Origin of the sequence: Sphingomonas sp. 1F27F7B, assembly GCF_005503355.1 — a bacterium.
Lineage (GTDB): Bacteria > Pseudomonadota > Alphaproteobacteria > Sphingomonadales > Sphingomonadaceae > Sphingomonas.
Genome location: NZ_SCMK01000015.1, coordinates 103623 through 118601, shown reverse-complemented (window position 1 = coordinate 118601; position 14979 = coordinate 103623). Strand labels below are relative to the sequence as shown.

The 14979-nt window shown below is 68.6% G+C and carries 17 protein-coding genes; 1 reads left to right on the top strand and 16 read right to left on the bottom strand.

Annotated features, from left to right (window positions below; translation table 11 throughout):
- Nucleotides 1-138: 138 nt before the first annotated feature.
- The 4 genes from FFS08_RS15090 to FFS08_RS15075 all read right to left on the bottom strand — a co-directional run bounded on the left by FFS08_RS15090 (nucleotide 139) and on the right by FFS08_RS15075 (nucleotide 2506).
- Nucleotides 139-468, bottom strand: a complete 330-nt coding sequence (locus FFS08_RS15090) for an SMR family transporter (RefSeq protein ID WP_137862438.1) — start codon at nucleotides 466-468, stop codon at nucleotides 139-141.
- Between the two features lie 55 nt (nucleotides 469-523).
- The gene (locus tag FFS08_RS15085; protein ID WP_137862437.1) at nucleotides 524-1240 is read right to left on the bottom strand and encodes an MgtC/SapB family protein; all 717 of its coding nucleotides are present in this window, start codon (nucleotides 1238-1240) and stop codon (nucleotides 524-526) included.
- A gap of 22 nt (nucleotides 1241-1262) precedes the next feature.
- On the bottom strand, nucleotides 1263-1640 hold the full coding sequence (locus tag FFS08_RS15080; RefSeq protein WP_137862436.1) for a histidine triad nucleotide-binding protein: 378 nt from the start codon (nucleotides 1638-1640) through the stop codon (nucleotides 1263-1265).
- A gap of 299 nt (nucleotides 1641-1939) precedes the next feature.
- Nucleotides 1940-2506, bottom strand: coding sequence for a CHAP domain-containing protein (locus FFS08_RS15075; RefSeq protein ID WP_137862435.1), 567 nt, complete (start codon nucleotides 2504-2506; stop codon nucleotides 1940-1942).
- 421 nt (nucleotides 2507-2927) lie between these two features.
- Between FFS08_RS15075 and FFS08_RS15070 the strand changes: the two genes are divergently transcribed.
- A complete protein-coding gene (locus FFS08_RS15070) occupies nucleotides 2928-3479 on the top strand; it encodes a hypothetical protein (protein ID WP_137862434.1) in 552 nt (183 codons plus the stop codon).
- Nucleotides 3480-3496: 17 nt separating this feature from the next.
- Here FFS08_RS15070 and FFS08_RS15065 read toward each other — a convergent pair whose 3' ends face one another.
- The 12 genes from FFS08_RS15065 to FFS08_RS15010 all read right to left on the bottom strand — a co-directional run bounded on the left by FFS08_RS15065 (nucleotide 3497) and on the right by FFS08_RS15010 (nucleotide 14900).
- On the bottom strand, nucleotides 3497-4231 hold the full coding sequence (locus FFS08_RS15065) for an extensin-like domain-containing protein (RefSeq protein ID WP_137862433.1): 735 nt from the start codon (nucleotides 4229-4231) through the stop codon (nucleotides 3497-3499).
- Entirely contained in the window at nucleotides 4228-4971 is a 744-nt protein-coding gene (locus FFS08_RS15060; protein ID WP_137862432.1) for an NUDIX hydrolase, read from the bottom strand. Before FFS08_RS15060 ends, FFS08_RS15065 begins: the two co-directional genes overlap by 4 nt.
- Before the next feature lie 349 nt (nucleotides 4972-5320).
- Complete coding sequence (locus FFS08_RS15055; protein WP_137862431.1) at nucleotides 5321-6337, bottom strand: SMP-30/gluconolactonase/LRE family protein; 1017 nt, start codon at nucleotides 6335-6337, stop codon at nucleotides 5321-5323.
- Between the two features lie 11 nt (nucleotides 6338-6348).
- On the bottom strand, nucleotides 6349-7452 hold the full coding sequence (locus tag FFS08_RS15050; RefSeq protein ID WP_137862430.1) for a Gfo/Idh/MocA family protein: 1104 nt from the start codon (nucleotides 7450-7452) through the stop codon (nucleotides 6349-6351).
- Between the two features lie 377 nt (nucleotides 7453-7829).
- Nucleotides 7830-8855 carry a sulfotransferase gene (locus FFS08_RS15045; RefSeq protein ID WP_137862429.1) on the bottom strand — a complete coding sequence of 342 codons (1026 nt, stop codon included), beginning with the start codon at nucleotides 8853-8855 and terminating at the stop codon, nucleotides 7830-7832.
- Nucleotides 8839-9213 carry a hypothetical protein gene (locus tag FFS08_RS15040; RefSeq protein WP_137862428.1) on the bottom strand — a complete coding sequence of 125 codons (375 nt, stop codon included), beginning with the start codon at nucleotides 9211-9213 and terminating at the stop codon, nucleotides 8839-8841. The genes FFS08_RS15045 and FFS08_RS15040 overlap by 17 nt, the downstream gene beginning before the upstream one ends.
- The gene (locus tag FFS08_RS15035) at nucleotides 9210-9392 is read right to left on the bottom strand and encodes a hypothetical protein (protein ID WP_212742023.1); all 183 of its coding nucleotides are present in this window, start codon (nucleotides 9390-9392) and stop codon (nucleotides 9210-9212) included. Before FFS08_RS15035 ends, FFS08_RS15040 begins: the two co-directional genes overlap by 4 nt.
- 14 nt (nucleotides 9393-9406) lie before the next feature.
- The gene (locus FFS08_RS15030) at nucleotides 9407-10771 is read right to left on the bottom strand and encodes an arylsulfotransferase family protein (RefSeq protein WP_137862426.1); all 1365 of its coding nucleotides are present in this window, start codon (nucleotides 10769-10771) and stop codon (nucleotides 9407-9409) included.
- Between the two features lie 90 nt (nucleotides 10772-10861).
- The gene (locus tag FFS08_RS15025; protein ID WP_249341062.1) at nucleotides 10862-12163 is read right to left on the bottom strand and encodes a sensor histidine kinase; all 1302 of its coding nucleotides are present in this window, start codon (nucleotides 12161-12163) and stop codon (nucleotides 10862-10864) included.
- Nucleotides 12164-12192: 29 nt separating this feature from the next.
- Complete coding sequence (locus FFS08_RS15020; protein ID WP_137862425.1) at nucleotides 12193-12918, bottom strand: response regulator; 726 nt, start codon at nucleotides 12916-12918, stop codon at nucleotides 12193-12195.
- A gap of 57 nt (nucleotides 12919-12975) precedes the next feature.
- Nucleotides 12976-13362, bottom strand: a complete 387-nt coding sequence (locus FFS08_RS15015; protein ID WP_137862424.1) for an OsmC family protein — start codon at nucleotides 13360-13362, stop codon at nucleotides 12976-12978.
- 131 nt (nucleotides 13363-13493) lie between these two features.
- A complete protein-coding gene (locus FFS08_RS15010) occupies nucleotides 13494-14900 on the bottom strand; it encodes a TolC family protein (protein WP_137862423.1) in 1407 nt (468 codons plus the stop codon).
- Nucleotides 14901-14979 lie beyond the last annotated feature (79 nt).

The following is a 14979-nucleotide window of genomic DNA, read 5'->3' as shown; positions in this document are numbered from 1 at the left end:
CCCCGTGCCGGGTTCACCCCGCCGCGGTGCCACGCCGCGAATCTCCCGCCCTATGCCTGGCGCGCAGTGGACCCCGGAACCAGTCGGCGATCATCCCCTTCAGACAGGGATGACGGGGTTTGCTGAACGAATCCCGCTCTAATGCGCGGCGGCGCGCGAGAAGAGGTTCATCACCAGCACGCCGGCGATGATCAGCGCCATGCCGAGCAGGGCGGGCAGGTCGAGCTTCTGCCCCTGGAACGCCCAGGCGATCGCCGCGATCAGCACGATGCCGACGCCCGACCAGATGGCATAGGCGACGCCGGTGGGAATCTCGCGCAGGGTGAGCGAGAGGAAATAGAAGGCGACCGCATAGCCAAGGATCGTGATCGCCGAGGGGACGAGCCGGGTGAAACCCTCGGACTGCTTCATGAACGAAGTCGCAGTGACTTCCGCGACGATCGCGACGGCGAGGTTCAGATAACGCATGGCGGCCAGGCAAGCAGGCCGCGCCGCCTTTGGCAAGCCGGCCCGCTCTCGCCGCTCAATCGTGCGTCTGCACTTCCCAGGTGGCGTGCAGCACGGTGCGGGTCTTGGCGAGGTGCGCGACGATCGCGTCGAGATCGGCATCGACCGCCCCGGTGCTGACCAGCGTCGCCCGGATCTCGACCAGATCCTCGGACCGCTCGCTGATCTCGGTATCGGCCACGGGATAGCGCATCAGCTCCAGGTGATCGACAAGCGTGTCGCGCAGCGCCGAGGCGTTGGCCGGATCGGCAGTGAGCGTGACCGAATAGGTCGCCTCCAGCGTGCCGCCGGCCAGCGGGATGCGGTTAATCGCGTTCACCAGCGGCCGCAGCAGCGTGTTGCCGACGACCACGAAGATGGTGAGCGTCGCGGCTTCGGCCGCCATGTCGGTGCCGGCACAGGCGCCCACCGCCGCGGAGCACCAGAGCGTGGCGGCGGTGTTGAGGCCGCGGACGTTCATGCCCTCCTTCATGATCACGCCTGCGCCCAGGAAACCGATCCCCGAGACGGTGTAGGAGATCACGCGCACCGCCTCGACATCACCCGCCAGCTTCTGGGCGAGATCCACGAACGCCGCCGCGCCGAGCGCGACCAGCGCATTGGTGCGCAGCCCCGCGGTGCGCTGGCGATATTGCCGCTCGGCGCCGATCAGCGCGCCCAGCACCAGCGCGAGCGCGTAGCTGACCAGGCTGTCCAGATAGGAGGCGAGATGGAAGGTGTGCAGGAAATGCATGACGCCCCGGATCCCCGCTCGATCAGCGCGCCAGCATCGGGCCGAGCGGCTTGCCGGCGAAGATGTGGACATGGAGGTGCGGCACCTCCTGATGTGCGTCGAAGCCGGTATTGGCGAGCAGGCGATAGCCCGGTTCCACGAATCCCGCCTCGCGCGCGACATGGCCGATCGCGCGGATGAAGCCGGCGATCTCCGCCTCGCTCGCCCGGGCGGAGAAATCGTCCCACGAGACATAGGCGCCCGTGGGAATCACCAGGATGTGATGCGGCGCCTGCGGATTGATGTCGTGAAAGGCCAGGGCATGCGCGTCCTCATAGACTTTCCTCGACGGAATCTCGCCGCGCAGGATCTTCGCGAAGATGTTCTGGTCGTCATAGGGCCGCGTGGCGTCGATGGGCATGGGCTGCTCCTTTGCACCGCTCCATACCAGAGCATCATCGCGGCGGAAGCCGGGATATCACGCGACGGCGCGGTGCGGCTGCATTGGGCGATGTCCCGCCAGGAGGAACATCCGTCTCCCGCCATCCCCGCGCCGACGGCGGACGACGGATGAGTCGATGACCGCGGCGCGGCCGGCGCGCGGTCGCGGCATGCGGATCGTCGTGCCTTCCCTGACGCCCGGGCCCCTTCCTTCCGGGAGGGGCGGATACGAAAAGGCCCGGCAGTGCCGGGCCCTTCCATTCCAGGACGGCGAAGCGATCAGCCCGCGTCGGGGGTCTCGTTCTTGCTTTCGGCGATCAGGTCGCTGAGGTCGAGATCGAGCGACGGCTTGAAATTCTCGTCGAGGTCGTGCGGCGCGCCGCCCGAATAGATGAAGCCGTTGACCGGATAGACCGAGGTGCCGAGCCCGCCCATCGGCGCGAACCACACCTTCACTTCGCTCCAGTCGCCCTCGGGCGAGACGTCGACGGCGCGGACGTTGCGCTCGATGCCGCCGGCGCGCGACCAGTTGGCATGGGTGAGCAGCACTTCACGGTCGCTGATCACCTGGCTGACCATCGCGACATGGCCGAGCGGCATGCGCGCGGTGCGCTGGAACGACATGACCGAGCCGATCTTCGGGGTCTCGCCGCGCTGATAGCGACCAGCGGCCTGCGACCACCAGGTCCAGGCATTGCCGTGAATGTTCACGCCGGAGATCTCGCGGGCATAGGGCGCGCACTGCCAGAAGGTACGGCCCTTGGCCGAAGCCGCCTGGGGGGCGGCCATCATCAGGGTGCAAACAGCCATCAACGCGAAACGCGCTGCGAAAACACGGAAATTCATGGACCCCCCGGTCAGGAAGCAGTCTGATGAACAGCGACTGACCAGATCATAGGACGGAAGTATAGGCCCGCGGCCGGCCGATGGGACGAACCGTTGCGCCGAGTCGATGACTTGCGGATTCGCGTGCCCCGGCAGGGAACCATGGCCGCCGGCACGCCACCGAAGCGAGTGGGGCGCCCGCCCGGCCTACGTGCGAACCCGGACCCGGATACGTCCCGGATGGGCAATTTCCCGGTGCAAACCCATCAGTATTCGAGGTTTTCCACAAGCGGGACTTCGGTTCATCGCATCCATGTTGCGCCGCGGAATCAGTTGGGTTCCTATAATGAACGGGGGACGACGACTGGTTCAGCGGCTCGTTAACCATATTGCCGCAGTATCGGTCTCGGAGGGTCACGATCTGGGGTGGGAGTACGGAGCTATGGGAGCAAGGGCGAAACCGGCGGAAGGCGCGATGACGCTGGCCGAAATGAAGGAATTTGCGGGTTTCAGCGCGGCGACGCAGCGCTATGTGCGCCGCTCGCTCGACATCGGGCTGGAGCGCGACGACGCGATGGCGCGCTGGTCGCGCGACGTGGTCGAGGCCGCCAGCATCCGCGCCCAGGCGCATGTCTATGAGCGCCTCCACGAAGTCCGCGCGCTGATGCCCGACGACAGCGATTTCGACTCCATCGAGCCGTTCATGTCGCCGCTCGTCGCCATCGCCGCCTTCGACCTGAGCCAGGGCCGCCTCACCGGCTTCTCGAGCTTCCGCTTCCTCTACGAGCGGCTGGTCGGCGCCGAAGTGCGCCCCTGGCTGCCTTCGGCCTTTTGCGCCGCGGCGGCGCTGCCGCACCTCCATCCGGAGCTGCGCCGCAAGCTGCTCCAGTCGATCAGCGAAGCCGCCGCCACTGCCTCGGGCTGGTCGAACCGCCAGCCGAGCTTCTATCCGGCCTGGGTGGAGAAGGTCGACACCGCGTCGCTCTCGCACTGAATGCCGCGCGGGCTTGCCTATCGGCAGGCCCGCCACCCCAGTTCCCCCCGCTTCGCTTCGTCGAGGTGCAGGTGATCGCGGTGCGCCGCATTGTAATCCGGCGAGAGCACCGTCGAGAACAGCCGGCACGCCCCGGTGCGCACCTCCCGCAGAAAGGCGGCCTTCTCGCCGCCCGCCTCCCAATCCTCCAGCACGCCGATCCGCGTCCCGTCCGCCAGGCGGAAGGCGGCGATGTCGATCGCGTCGGCCGTCGCATGCTCGCTCCAGTCGCCGGCGCTGCGGCCGTACATGCGCCGGCACGAATAGCTGCCGAGATGCTCGATCCGCGCGACCGCCACGCCGAAATGCTTCTGCGCGGCCGGCTGGACGACCTCCCATTCCCACAGCGACAGCGCCGCCGCCACCGGACAGGAAATGCCGGGATTGGCTGGTGCGAAGGCAATTGCGCGCGATCCGCCGGGAGCGAAGCGCACCCCGTCGGCATAGCCGCATTGCGGTTCCGCGCCGGAAATCCTGGGCAGCACCGCATAGCGCACGCCCGCCGCGCGCAGCAGCGCCCGGCACTCGGCATAGTCGTCGGTCAGTCCGGCGAGCTTGCGGCCGGTGAAGATGCCGATCGGCTGGCCGAGGTCGAGCCGGGTCCAGGGCAGGTCCTGCGGCCGGTTGCGCAGCGTCGCCCAGGCCAGGAACCCGCCGCCGATCAGCAGGGCGAGCAGGATCACGGCCGTCGCGGCGCGGCGCACCTTCCTCACATGCGGATCGCCTGGTCGAGCGGCTGGGTGGTGATCGGGTAGCCGAGATCGTCGGGGATGCAGAGGTGGCGCTCGCCGCCGCGCTCTTCGATCCAGGGCGTCACGGTGCGGATCGGATGCGCGCGGGCATCGGCGACGGCATTGTCGAACCGGGCGAACAGCGCCAGCCGATCGAGATTGCGGCGCGTGGGGAAGATGATGTGCGCCTCGCCCCGGTCGGCCGCGTCGAGCACCGCGCGGGCGCTCGCCCAGAAGACGCGGACATTCTCGTTGCCGTCGACCTGCGGCTCGGCGCCTTCCGGCGCGCGGGCGAGATAGAAGCGCGTGTCGAACACCTTGTGGTGCACGCCGCGGGGCAGCCAGCGCGCAAAGGGCACCAATCGGTCCAGCGCAAGCGCGGCGCCGGCTTCGTCGAGCAGTTCGCCCATCGGCTCGCCGGCATAGAGCCGCTCGCGCAGCGCGATCATGTCGCCGGCGGGATAGAGGCCCACCGCGACGCCGGCTTCCTCCAGCGTCTCGCGGATCGCGGCGATGCGCGCGGCATTCTCCTCGACGTCGCCCGCATGGCGCCCGGCCAGGACAAAGTCGCCCGGATCGACGCGGCCGCCGGGAAAGACCAGCGCGCCGCCCGCGAACGACATCGCGGCCGCGCGCTCGACCATCAGCAGCTCGGGCGGCCCGTCGGGCACGTCGCGCATCACGATCACGGTCGCGGCGGGAATCGCCTGTTCGTCTGCCATGGAGGGGGGTTTAGGTCGTGCAGGAGGGGATGGACACCCAATTCCTCCCCGCGCTCGCCGGAACCTGCCTCGCCAGGGACAGGGCTCGATGAACCGCCCCCATCATCCCCGCTATCCCTCCGTCATCCCCGCGCAGGCGGGGATCCAGGGCCAAGGGTGGGGTGCGTGCGGCAGGTCCAGCCCTCTCCGGAGAGCGTTCGCGTGATGGCATCCATATCCCGCATTACCCTGGATCCCCGCCTGCGCGGGGATGACGGTGGAGGGCGGGGGCGAGGAGAACCGTGGAGAACCGTGGAGAACCGGAGATAACGGCGGAGAGCCGGGATGACGGAACCGGATCGGGCCCGCCTCACCAGCCCGCCATCTTCAGCCGCACTTTCGCGACCATGTCGGACGAGGTGACGAACAGCGTCCGCCCGTCCTCGCCGAAGCAGCAATTCGCCGCCGCCTTGCCGGTCGCGATCAGCCCCAGCTTCCTGCCGTCGGGCGCGATGACGTGGATCCCGCCTGGCCCGCTGGCGAACAGATGGCCGCTTCTCGCCACCTTCATCCCGTCGGGCAGGCCCGGCAGCTTGCGCGCCACCTCCGCCGCAAAGTCGACGAACGGCGCCAGCACGCCCTTCGCCGAACCATCCGCCGCCAGCGCGCAGCTGAAGATCCGCGCCTCTTCCGGATCGGACTGGCTGACATAGAGCCGGTCGAGCCCCGGCGAGACGGCGATGCCGTTGGGGCGCTTCAGCCGCCGCTCGATCACGTGCAGGCCGGTGCCGTCGGGATTGACGCGATAGACGCCGTTGAAATCGAGCTGCTTGAGCGGCGAGGCATCGCCTTCGGCCAGGCCATAGGGCGGATCGGTGAAATAGATGATTCCGCCGCGTCCGATCGCCAGGTCGTTGCAGCTGTTGAACTTCCGGCCCTCGAACGCGCCGGAGACGATCGTCTTCCGCCGGGTCGCCAGGTTCACCCGGGCGATCGCGCGCGTGCCCGAATCGGCCATCAGCAGGTCGCCGCGCGCATCGATCGCCATTCCGTTCGATCCCGCCTCGCGCACCCCCGCCGGGATCGGCCCGGCCAGGCCGGAGGGGTCGAGGAACGGCCGGGCACCCTCGCCCGCCTTCCAGCGATAGGCGATGTTGGCGGGCACGTCGGAGAAGAGCAGATATCCGCCCTGTCGCACCCATACCGGCCCCTCGGCCCATTGGTAGCCGGTGGCGATCACTTCGATCGGGCTGGCCGGATCGATCATCGCGTCGAGCGCCGGATCGAGGCGCGTGATGCCCCCCACCGTCTCGCCCAGCGCCACGCCGGGCACCAGGGGCAGCGCCACCATGCCGGCCAGCACCGCGCGGCGCGTCGTCTCGATCATGTTCGTCTCCGTCATGCCAGCCGGATCGCCCGGCCCTCGCGCGCCGATCGGTATATCGCCTCGATCAGCCGCATGTCGCGCAATCCCTCCTCGCCCGGCGCGCGCAGCGGAATGCCGGTGAGCACCGCTTCCGCCAGATGATCGAGCTGGGCGACGAACTGGTTCCCGGGCGCAGGCGGCAGCGTGACTGCCTCGGTTCGGCCATCCTGCCGCACCCACATCCGATGCCCCGCATAGGGCGTGGCCGGCTCCATCCCCACCCAGCCGCGGGTGCCCGTCACGCGATAGGCATTGTGCCCGGAGGAATAGCTCGACACGCAATTGGCGATCAGCCCGGAGGGGAAGCGCATCTGCCAGTCGATCCGGTCCTCGACATTACGGAACCTGGGATCGCCGCGATCGGTCGATTCCATCGCGCTGATCGCGATCGGCTCCTCCCCCGCCAGATAGCGTGCGGCGTTGAGGCTGTAGATGCCGATGTCCATCAGCGAGCCGCCGCCCGACAAGGGCCGGTCGAGCCGCCACTGGCCGGGCTGGGCATGGAAACCGTGCTCGGCGGTGATCAGCGTCGGGCGGCCGACGAAACCGGACTTCACCAGCGCCACGGCATGCAGGTTGTACGGCTCGAAATGGCAGCGATAGCCGATCATCAGCTTGCGCTTCGCCTTGGCGGCCGCCGCGATCATCGCCTCCGCTTCGGCCGAGGATACCGCCATCGGCTTCTCGCACAGCACATGCTTGCCCGCCTGGAGCGCGCGGATCGCATATTCGGCATGCATGCTGTTGGGCAGCACGACATAGACCAGGTCGATGTCGGGATTGTCCGCGATCCGGTCATAGTTGCGATAGTCGTAGCGGTGCGTCCCGGGGATGCCATATTGCGCGCCGAACTTCTCGAGCTTGGCCGGCGTGCCGCTCACCAGCCCACGCAGCTCGGCAAAGGCGCAGTCCTGCATGCGCGGCATGATCTGGTTGGTCGCGTAATTGCCCAGCCCCACGATCGCATAGCCGAGCTTGCGCCGGCCCTGCGCCCAGGCCGGCATGCCCAGCGCGTTCGTGGCGAACCCGGCGCCGATGCCGCCCAGCACCGCGCGGCGCGTTCCGATGATCGTCATTGGCCCCTCTCCGCATGGCGAAAGCCCGAACCCGGCGCCGGCGCGTGATCCGCCGGTCGATTTACGTTAGCGCTATCATGAATGCGCGCGGCGAGCCACAGGGATCGTCGTTCGCGGCGGGAGGCGGGGGGCTTACGCGGATTCACCCCGACATCGAGCCGGAGTCCTTCTCTTTCTCGGGCGATTACCCCCGAGGCGAATACCCCTCCTTCGTCATCCCCGCGCAGGCGGGGATCCAGAGTAATGCGGGATATGGAGCCATCACGCGAGCGCTCTCCGGAGAGGGCTGGACCTGCCGCACGCACCCGCCCTTGGCCCTGGATCCCCGCCTGCGCGGGGATGACGAACAAAATCAAGGCCTTGATCGGGCCCTGACCCTAGTCGAACCGGCTCCGGAACCGCGCCTGGAGCCGGGCATGGGTTTCCGCCGCCCGCGCCAGCAGCCCCGGATCGACCTCGCCATGGCGCGGGGCGCTGGTCCGCAGCGCGGCGGAATCGATCGGTGCCTCGATCGTCGCGGCCAGGCGAGAACCATAGGTGCGCGGAGCGGTGCAGAGCGCGTCATAGTCGAGGAAGAACTGGCGTTCCCGCACGCGCGGCGGCGCCGAGAGCAGTGCACGGTGCACGCTGTCCCACAGCCTCAGCCAATAGTCGACGCGGGTCGCGTCCTCGTCGCGGCCGGGTGCGCCGTCGAACAGGAAGGGCCGCTGGTCGGCCCCGAACTCGTGATGGCCGAGCCAGGTCATGAAGCGGCGGCGGAACGGATCCTCCTCCGCCAGCGCGATCGCCCGCCGGTGCTGGGAAAGGAGCGACAGCGCCTGCTGCAACGGGTCGCGGAATGGATGGATCAGGAACGCGTCGGGGAAGCTGATGGCCAGCCCTTCCAGGCGCAGGATATTGTTATTGTTCTTAGATAGATAGCGAGCACCGCCATTGCGGAGCAACACCAGCCGCACATAGTCGCGGAAATTGGCGAGCGTCTCCGCCCGCGGCTCCATCGGGGCCAGCCCGTCGCGGCGCAGATAGCGATTTCCTTCCAGCGCGCGCCAGAAAACCTCCTCGATCGCCTCCGGGCTGTCGAGATCATGGGTCAATCCGTCGCCATGGCCGCGTTCGCTGGCCTCGACATGCCGCTTGCCGCCCAGCTTCGCCCAGCCGTTCGGAGCAAGTGGAAACGGAAGATCGCGATAGGACGGCGCGGCGAAACCGCCGCCCTGGTGCAACAGCCGGGTCAGGATCGAAGTGCCGGCGCGCGCCAGTCCGGCGATGAACACCGGCTGCCGGATCGACGTCTCCGCGATCCGCCTGCGGTGCGTGGCGCGCTCGATGTCGAACGTCGCTTCGAGCAGCGCGGGCGAGCCCAGGGCGATGCGGTGGAGGAGCTTGTCAGCTCCGCTGTACACGCGGGATCACCTGCCAGCGCAGCACGGCATAGCCGAGCGTGAAGGGCATCAGCGCCAACTTCGCCGTCCAGTCCGTCTGAAGGACGCCGATTTCCGCCCAGTTGGCGTCTATTGCCATCAGCCCCAGCAGAGGGGCGGCGGCGGCGAGCAGCAGTCCGCCGGCCCGCAGCGATCGCACGAACATCCTGGCCGAAAGGATACGGAGCGCCCGCTCCTTGCCCCAGTCGGAAACGCCCTTGCGGGCCATCAGCCGCATCGCCTGCCGGCTGCACGCGGCAAGCTCCTGAAATGCCGGGACGAGCGGCAGCGCGCGGGCCAGTTCGAGCACCGCGACGATGGCGAGGAAGCAGAGGATCACCGCGCCCGCCCGCGGATGCGGCGGACCAGCCGCTTGACCGGATACCAGACGACCGAGACGATCGCGAGCAGGATCGAGCCGACCAGCCCGAAGGCGACGCCGATCGCACCAAGCCCCAGCCCGGGCCCGGTATAGGCCTGGGCGGCAATCGGCGCCGACAGCGCAAGGGCAATCGACAAGCCTCTGAGAAGTTTCACGAACATTTGGCGTTCACCGTAGCTTTGATGGCCGGGCCATCGGTGGCGGGATCGAGATAGCGCGCCCAGGAAAGGGCCATGCGCCGCTCGGCGGAATCGGCGGAGATGTAGCGCCAGCGCACCGCGCCCTCGGGCGACATGCGGACGAGGCGGCCCTGCTCGGTCTCCTCGATCATCGCGTCGCCATTGGCGAGCGGCGTGCCGCGGCCCTGGGCGCGGGTCGCGATGTTGTTGGCGGAAAACCCCCTGTCCCAGGGCGAACTGGTCTCACCGCTGGACAGGTCATGGACGAGCAGGCGGTTATGCCCGTTCACCCGCTCGTCCGGATAACCCATCAAGGTATTGTTATCGAACACCGAAATGCGGTGATCATCGAGGATGCTGACATCGTGCTGGAAGCGCCACGGGCCGATCTTCCACCACAGGATCCTCCCCGTGGCCGGCCGGTAGAGAGCAATCAGCGAGAGGTTGCGGATGCTGAGGAACAGGTCGCCCTTCCGCCAGAAGCGGCCATCGGCCATCGCCGGCTGGATGTCGTTGAGATGGAAGGGATCCTGGACATAGGGCCGGCCGCGCCACAGCTTGGCCAGCCCGTTGCGCTCGAGGATGTCGGCAATGCGATCGACCTCCAGCAGCGTCCCCTCGGGCGAGACCCGCGCCACCGCGTCGTCCCAGAAATCGGGCTTCACGCCCGGTTCGAGCGGCACTGGATAGCGATAGGGCACCCACAGATCGCCGTCCGGGCCCAGCTCGGTCGAGTGGCTGAAGATGCCGTCCAGCGACCAGAGCAGCTTGCCGCAGGCGTCGTAGCGGGCAAGCGGCGAACTGTCGTGCAGCACGATGCTGCCATCGGCCAGGAGCAGCGGATGCATCAGCCGGTTGCGCGCGGCGTTCTTGTCGCGATGCACGTCGGTGAGCGCGGAGCTGAACCGCGAGCGGGCATTGGCCGCGTCGACATCAGGCACGAACTCGCGCACCACTGCGCCGTCGGAGAGGCGGATCAGCTCCACCACCGAGCGCTTGCGCCGGGGCTCGAAGGGAGAGATCAGCGCATAGCCGGGGTCGACGAACGCCGGATCGCGGGAAAAACCGCCGGGCAGCTTCTCATAGGCGCCGTGGAAATAAGGCGCATTGCTGCGGAACAGATGCTGGATGGTGTCCGGCACGCGAGCCAGCGCGATCGCGACGCGCCCGACCGAGCCCGACTTCTCCCAGCCATCGACGATCGCACCGGTAGCCATCGCGGCAATCGGGACGAGCAACAGCGCCAGGACGAGACTCCACAAGGGCACGGGGCGGGCAAGCAGGCGCTCCAAGGCGCTGCTTTCCCCCTCGACCTGCACTTGCGGATCCCGACCCATTCGCCCTCACTGCTCGGACAAGTGGTTCGGCGGTGCGGGTGTCGGCGGGATTTCGGTACGTCGCCGGCAGGTTTCTGATTTGTGGCCGTATTAGACGGGCAAGGTCACCAGCGCGGAGAGGCCGCCTTCCGCGCGATTGCGGATCGTGAGGTCGCCGCCATGCGCGCGCGCCACGGCGCGGGCGCTGGCCAGGCCGAGGCCGATCCCACCCGTATCGCGATTGCGCGAGCGCTCGCCGCGGAAGAAGGGCTCGAACACGCGGTCCAGGTCTTCCGGCGGCACGCCGGGGCCGTCGTCGCACACCTCGATCAGCGCCTGGCCATCGGCCTCGGCCAGCGAAACCTCGGCACTGCCGGCATATTTGAGCGCATTGGTGACGAGGTTGTTGAGCATCGCCTTGAGCGCCGGCGAATTGCCTTCGATCACCACCGGCTCACCCGGCATGAGCGTAACCGCCTGGCCACGATCGCTCATGTCGTCGGTCACTGTCTCCGCGAGCGAGCGCAGGTCGAGCGGCTTGCGCACGCCCTGCTTGGTCGTGTCGCGCAGATAGCTCAGCGTCGCGGAGATCATTGCTTCCATGTCGCGGATATCGCCTTCACAGGCTTGGCGCAGCGCGTCGGGCGCCGCCTCGAGCCGCAGGCCGAGGCGCATCAGCGGCGTGCGCAGATCGTGTGCCACTGCGCCGACCACGGTCGCGCGGTCGTCGACATAGCGATTGAGCCGCGCCTGCATCCGATTGAACGCCGCTGCGGCGTCGGCGATTTCCGTCGGCCCCACGATCGCGATCGGCGCGGCCCGGGGATCGCGGCCGAGCCGTTCGGCGGCCTCGGCAAAGGCCCCGATCGGCTTGGCGATGCGATGCGCGAGCGCCCAGGCAAAGGGAGCGACCGCCGCCGCAGACAGGATCAGCCACCACAGCACGAACAGCCGCCAGGGCTCGAAGCTGTGATTCGAGTCGATCTGAGTCCATCGTCCGTCGTTCATGCGGAACGCCGCGGAGAAGTCGCCGATCACCACCACGCCGCGCGCGGCCTGGTCGCTGGCCGGCGGAATGGCGGGCGGCACGCTGGCGCGATCATAGATCTTCTCGCGCTGCATGAACGGCGTGGGAAAGCTGATCCGCACGCGCTCCACCGGTACCTGGAGCGCCTTGGCCAGGGCAAGCTCGATGCGCTCGCTGCGCGGATTCCAGGGCGTCGGTGCGACGTCGGCCGGGTGGGACATCAGGAAATCGCCATCGGCATCGCGCGGCGCGCGCAACGCGGTGACGATCTGCCCGACGCTGTAGACCTTGGTGGATGGCGTCTGCACCGCGATCAGCAGGCCGAGGTTCATCAGCTGCGTTATCGCCACGCAGACCACCATCAGGACGAAGACACGCAGGAACAAGGGAGAACCCGCTCCCCCGCGCCGCGATTTCACGCGCGCGCGACCTTGGGCACGAAAAGATAGCCTTCGTTGCGCACGGTGCGGATGATCTCGTCGCCGCCCGAGCGCAGCTTGCGGCGCAGCCGGCTCACCTGCACGTCGATCGCGCGGTCATAGGCATCCGAATCCGGGCCGCGGGCGGCGGCGAGCAGCGCCTCGCGGCTCAGCACGCGGCGCGGGCGCTCGATGAACACGCGCAGCACCGCGAACTCGCCGTCGGTGAGGCCGACCAGCACGCCGTTGGGATCGAACAGCTCGTGGCTGCCGAGATCGATGCGCCAGCCCTCGAAGACATAGACGTCGCCGCTCTCGTTCGTGGCGATCGCGCCGCGCTTGCGCAGCGCCGCGCGCACCGTGGCGAGGATCTCGCGCGGGCTGCACGGCTTGGGAAGATAATGGCCGGCACCGACTTCGAGCCCCAGGATCCGGTCCTGCTCCTCGCCAAGGGCGCTCAGGAAGATGATCTCCGGCCCATCGGCGCGCGCGATGCGGCGGCAGGCGGAAAGCCCGTCCTCGCCCGGCATCATGATGTCCAGGATCACAAGATCGACCGGGGTGCGCGCGAGGATCTGGTCCATGTCGCGCGTGCTGGACGCGGTCTCGACCTTGTAGCCCCGCGAACCGAGGCTGTTCGCCAGCAGCATGCGGATGTCGCGGTCGTCGTCGACGACGAGCAGGGTCGCCGAATCGTCCTGGGAAGTCGCGGTAGCAAGCATAATTTCAGCTTCTACGACAAAATGCGTCTAGGGTGTTGCGCGAATTTGTAACAAGATTCACCCGAGCCTGGTCGCGATCGGGACACCCCGCTTCAAAGTGAGCGTCACCGGCGTCTTCTCGGCGATTTCGGCAAGTCGGGCATTCTGCTCGGCATCGGTGCCGGTGATCGTCAGGATTCGCTCGATGCTGAGCGTCTCGCCCTGACCATGGAGGAACAGGGCCACCTCGATATTCTCCACCGCCCACCCCTTGCGCTCGGCGTACATGCGCAGCGTGATCGCGGTGCAGGCGCCCAGGCTGCCGAGCAGCAGCTCATAGGGCGCCGGCCCGGCATCGCCGCCGCCGCGCGCCTCGGGCTCGTCGGCGACGAGGCCGCGCTTGCCGAAGCTGATATCCGTTGCATAGGGCGCGTCGCGCCCGATCCTGGCGATGGCATGGGTCATGCCGGCAAGACTAGGACAGGATAGTCATTCCGTCATCCCCGCACAGGCCGGGATCCAGAGTCGCAGGCGCTGTCCTTCCTGGCTCCGGACCCCGCCTGTGCGGGGATGACGAAAAGGAGAAGAGGGCCGCCTCAGCTCTTCTGCCAGCCGCCGCCGAGCGCGCGGAACAGGTCCACCTGGGTATCGGCGATGAAGGCATCGGCCTGCGCCAGATCCGCTTCCGCATCGGCGAAGGTGCGTTCGGCATCGAGCAGGGCCAGCGAGTCGATGTCGCCCTCGCGCTGGCGGGCGCGGGCGATGTTCACTGCCGCCTCGGCCTCGTTGCGTGCCGCCTGGAGCGCAGTGCGCCGACCCAGCGCATGGCCATAGGCGGAGAGCGCCGTCTCGGTCTCCTGCAGCGCGGTCAGCACCGTGCCGTCGAAGGTGGCGAGCGCGGCCTTGCTGTCCGCTTCCGCCCCGGCGACACGCGCGCGGGCCGGACCGGGATTGATCGCCCAGTTAATCAGCCCGCCAACCAGCCAGCGCAGCGGGCCGGCGCCGAACACGTCGCCGAAATCGGTGCCGGTCGATCCGCCCGAGACGCCGAGCGTGATGCGCGGATAGAGGTCCGCGGTCGCCACGCCGATCCTCGCAGTGGCGGCGGCCAGGCGGCGCTCGGCGGCGCGGATGTCCGGCCGGCGTGCCAGCAGCGCCGCGCCGTCGCCGACCGGGATCGGCTGGCTGAGGCGCAAGGTGGTGCTGCGTTCACCCGCCACCGGCGGAAGCTCGGCGGGAGTGCGGCCGGTGAGCGTGGCGAGGCGGAAGAGCGCGGCATCGCGCGCCGCCTGGAGCGTCGGCACCTCGGCCTGGCGCTGGTTGCGCAGCGCGCCGATCCGGGCAGTGTCGAGCCGCGTGGCCAGGCCGACGCCGCGGCGACGCTCGGTCAGTTCGATCGACTGGTCGAGCAGCTTGACGATGTGCTCGGCCACGCCCAGCCGCTCGGCGGACGAAGCCGCATCGGCATAGGCGCGCGCCGTTTCGGCGGCGACGATCACGCGAACCGCATCGGCATCCGCCTCGGCCGCGCCGACATCGCCGCGCGCGGCCTCGGTCCCGCGGCTCAGGCGGCCGAACAGATCGGCTTCGTAGCTGACGCTCAGCCCGGCATCGACCTGCCAGTCCTCGCGCGGCGCGCCGGGCAGGCGCTGGGCCGCGGGCAGGCGGCCGTAATTGGCGCCGGCGCCCAGGCTGGCCTGGGGCAGCTGGTTGGCCTTGGCGCCGCGCAGCACCGCGCGGGCCTTCTCGATCCGCGCCACGGCGACGCGGATATCGGTGTTGGCCGCCAGCGCGTCGCTCACCAGCTGGTCGAGCACCGGATCATTGTAAAGCCGCCACCAGTCGCCCTGGACGGGGGCTGCGGTAACCGCCGGGTTGGCGGCGACGAAACTGCCCCCCGCCGTCTGGGGCGGGGTGGGCGCAACATAGTTCGGACCGGCGGCGCAGGCGGCGAGCGCCAGCGCCGAGGCAGTTGCGAGGATAATTCTATAGATCATTCCCATTCCTCCTCCCCGTCATCCCCGCGAAGGCGGGGATCCAGGGTTACAGGCGGTGCCGTTCTTGGCTCTGGATCCCTGCTTG

Bases quoted from the DNA above. Each gene is read 5' to 3' on its own strand.
- FFS08_RS15090 (WP_137862438.1), bottom strand. From the start codon at position 468: ATGCGTTATCTGAACCTCGCCGTCGCGATCGTCGCGGAAGTCACTGCG.
- FFS08_RS15085 (WP_137862437.1), bottom strand. From the start codon at position 1,240: ATGCATTTCCTGCACACCTTCCATCTCGCCTCCTATCTGGACAGCCTG.
- FFS08_RS15080 (WP_137862436.1), bottom strand. From the start codon at position 1,640: ATGCCCATCGACGCCACGCGGCCCTATGACGACCAGAACATCTTCGCG.
- FFS08_RS15075 (WP_137862435.1), bottom strand. From the start codon at position 2,506: ATGAATTTCCGTGTTTTCGCAGCGCGTTTCGCGTTGATGGCTGTTTGC.
- FFS08_RS15070 (WP_137862434.1), top strand. From the start codon at position 2,928: ATGGGAGCAAGGGCGAAACCGGCGGAAGGCGCGATGACGCTGGCCGAA.
- FFS08_RS15060 (WP_137862432.1), bottom strand. From the start codon at position 4,971: ATGGCAGACGAACAGGCGATTCCCGCCGCGACCGTGATCGTGATGCGC.
- FFS08_RS15055 (WP_137862431.1), bottom strand. From the start codon at position 6,337: ATGATCGAGACGACGCGCCGCGCGGTGCTGGCCGGCATGGTGGCGCTG.
- FFS08_RS15050 (WP_137862430.1), bottom strand. From the start codon at position 7,452: ATGACGATCATCGGAACGCGCCGCGCGGTGCTGGGCGGCATCGGCGCC.
- FFS08_RS15030 (WP_137862426.1), bottom strand. From the start codon at position 10,771: ATGGGTCGGGATCCGCAAGTGCAGGTCGAGGGGGAAAGCAGCGCCTTG.
- FFS08_RS15020 (WP_137862425.1), bottom strand. From the start codon at position 12,918: ATGCTTGCTACCGCGACTTCCCAGGACGATTCGGCGACCCTGCTCGTC.
- FFS08_RS15015 (WP_137862424.1), bottom strand. From the start codon at position 13,362: ATGACCCATGCCATCGCCAGGATCGGGCGCGACGCGCCCTATGCAACG.
- FFS08_RS15010 (WP_137862423.1), bottom strand. From the start codon at position 14,900: ATGGGAATGATCTATAGAATTATCCTCGCAACTGCCTCGGCGCTGGCG.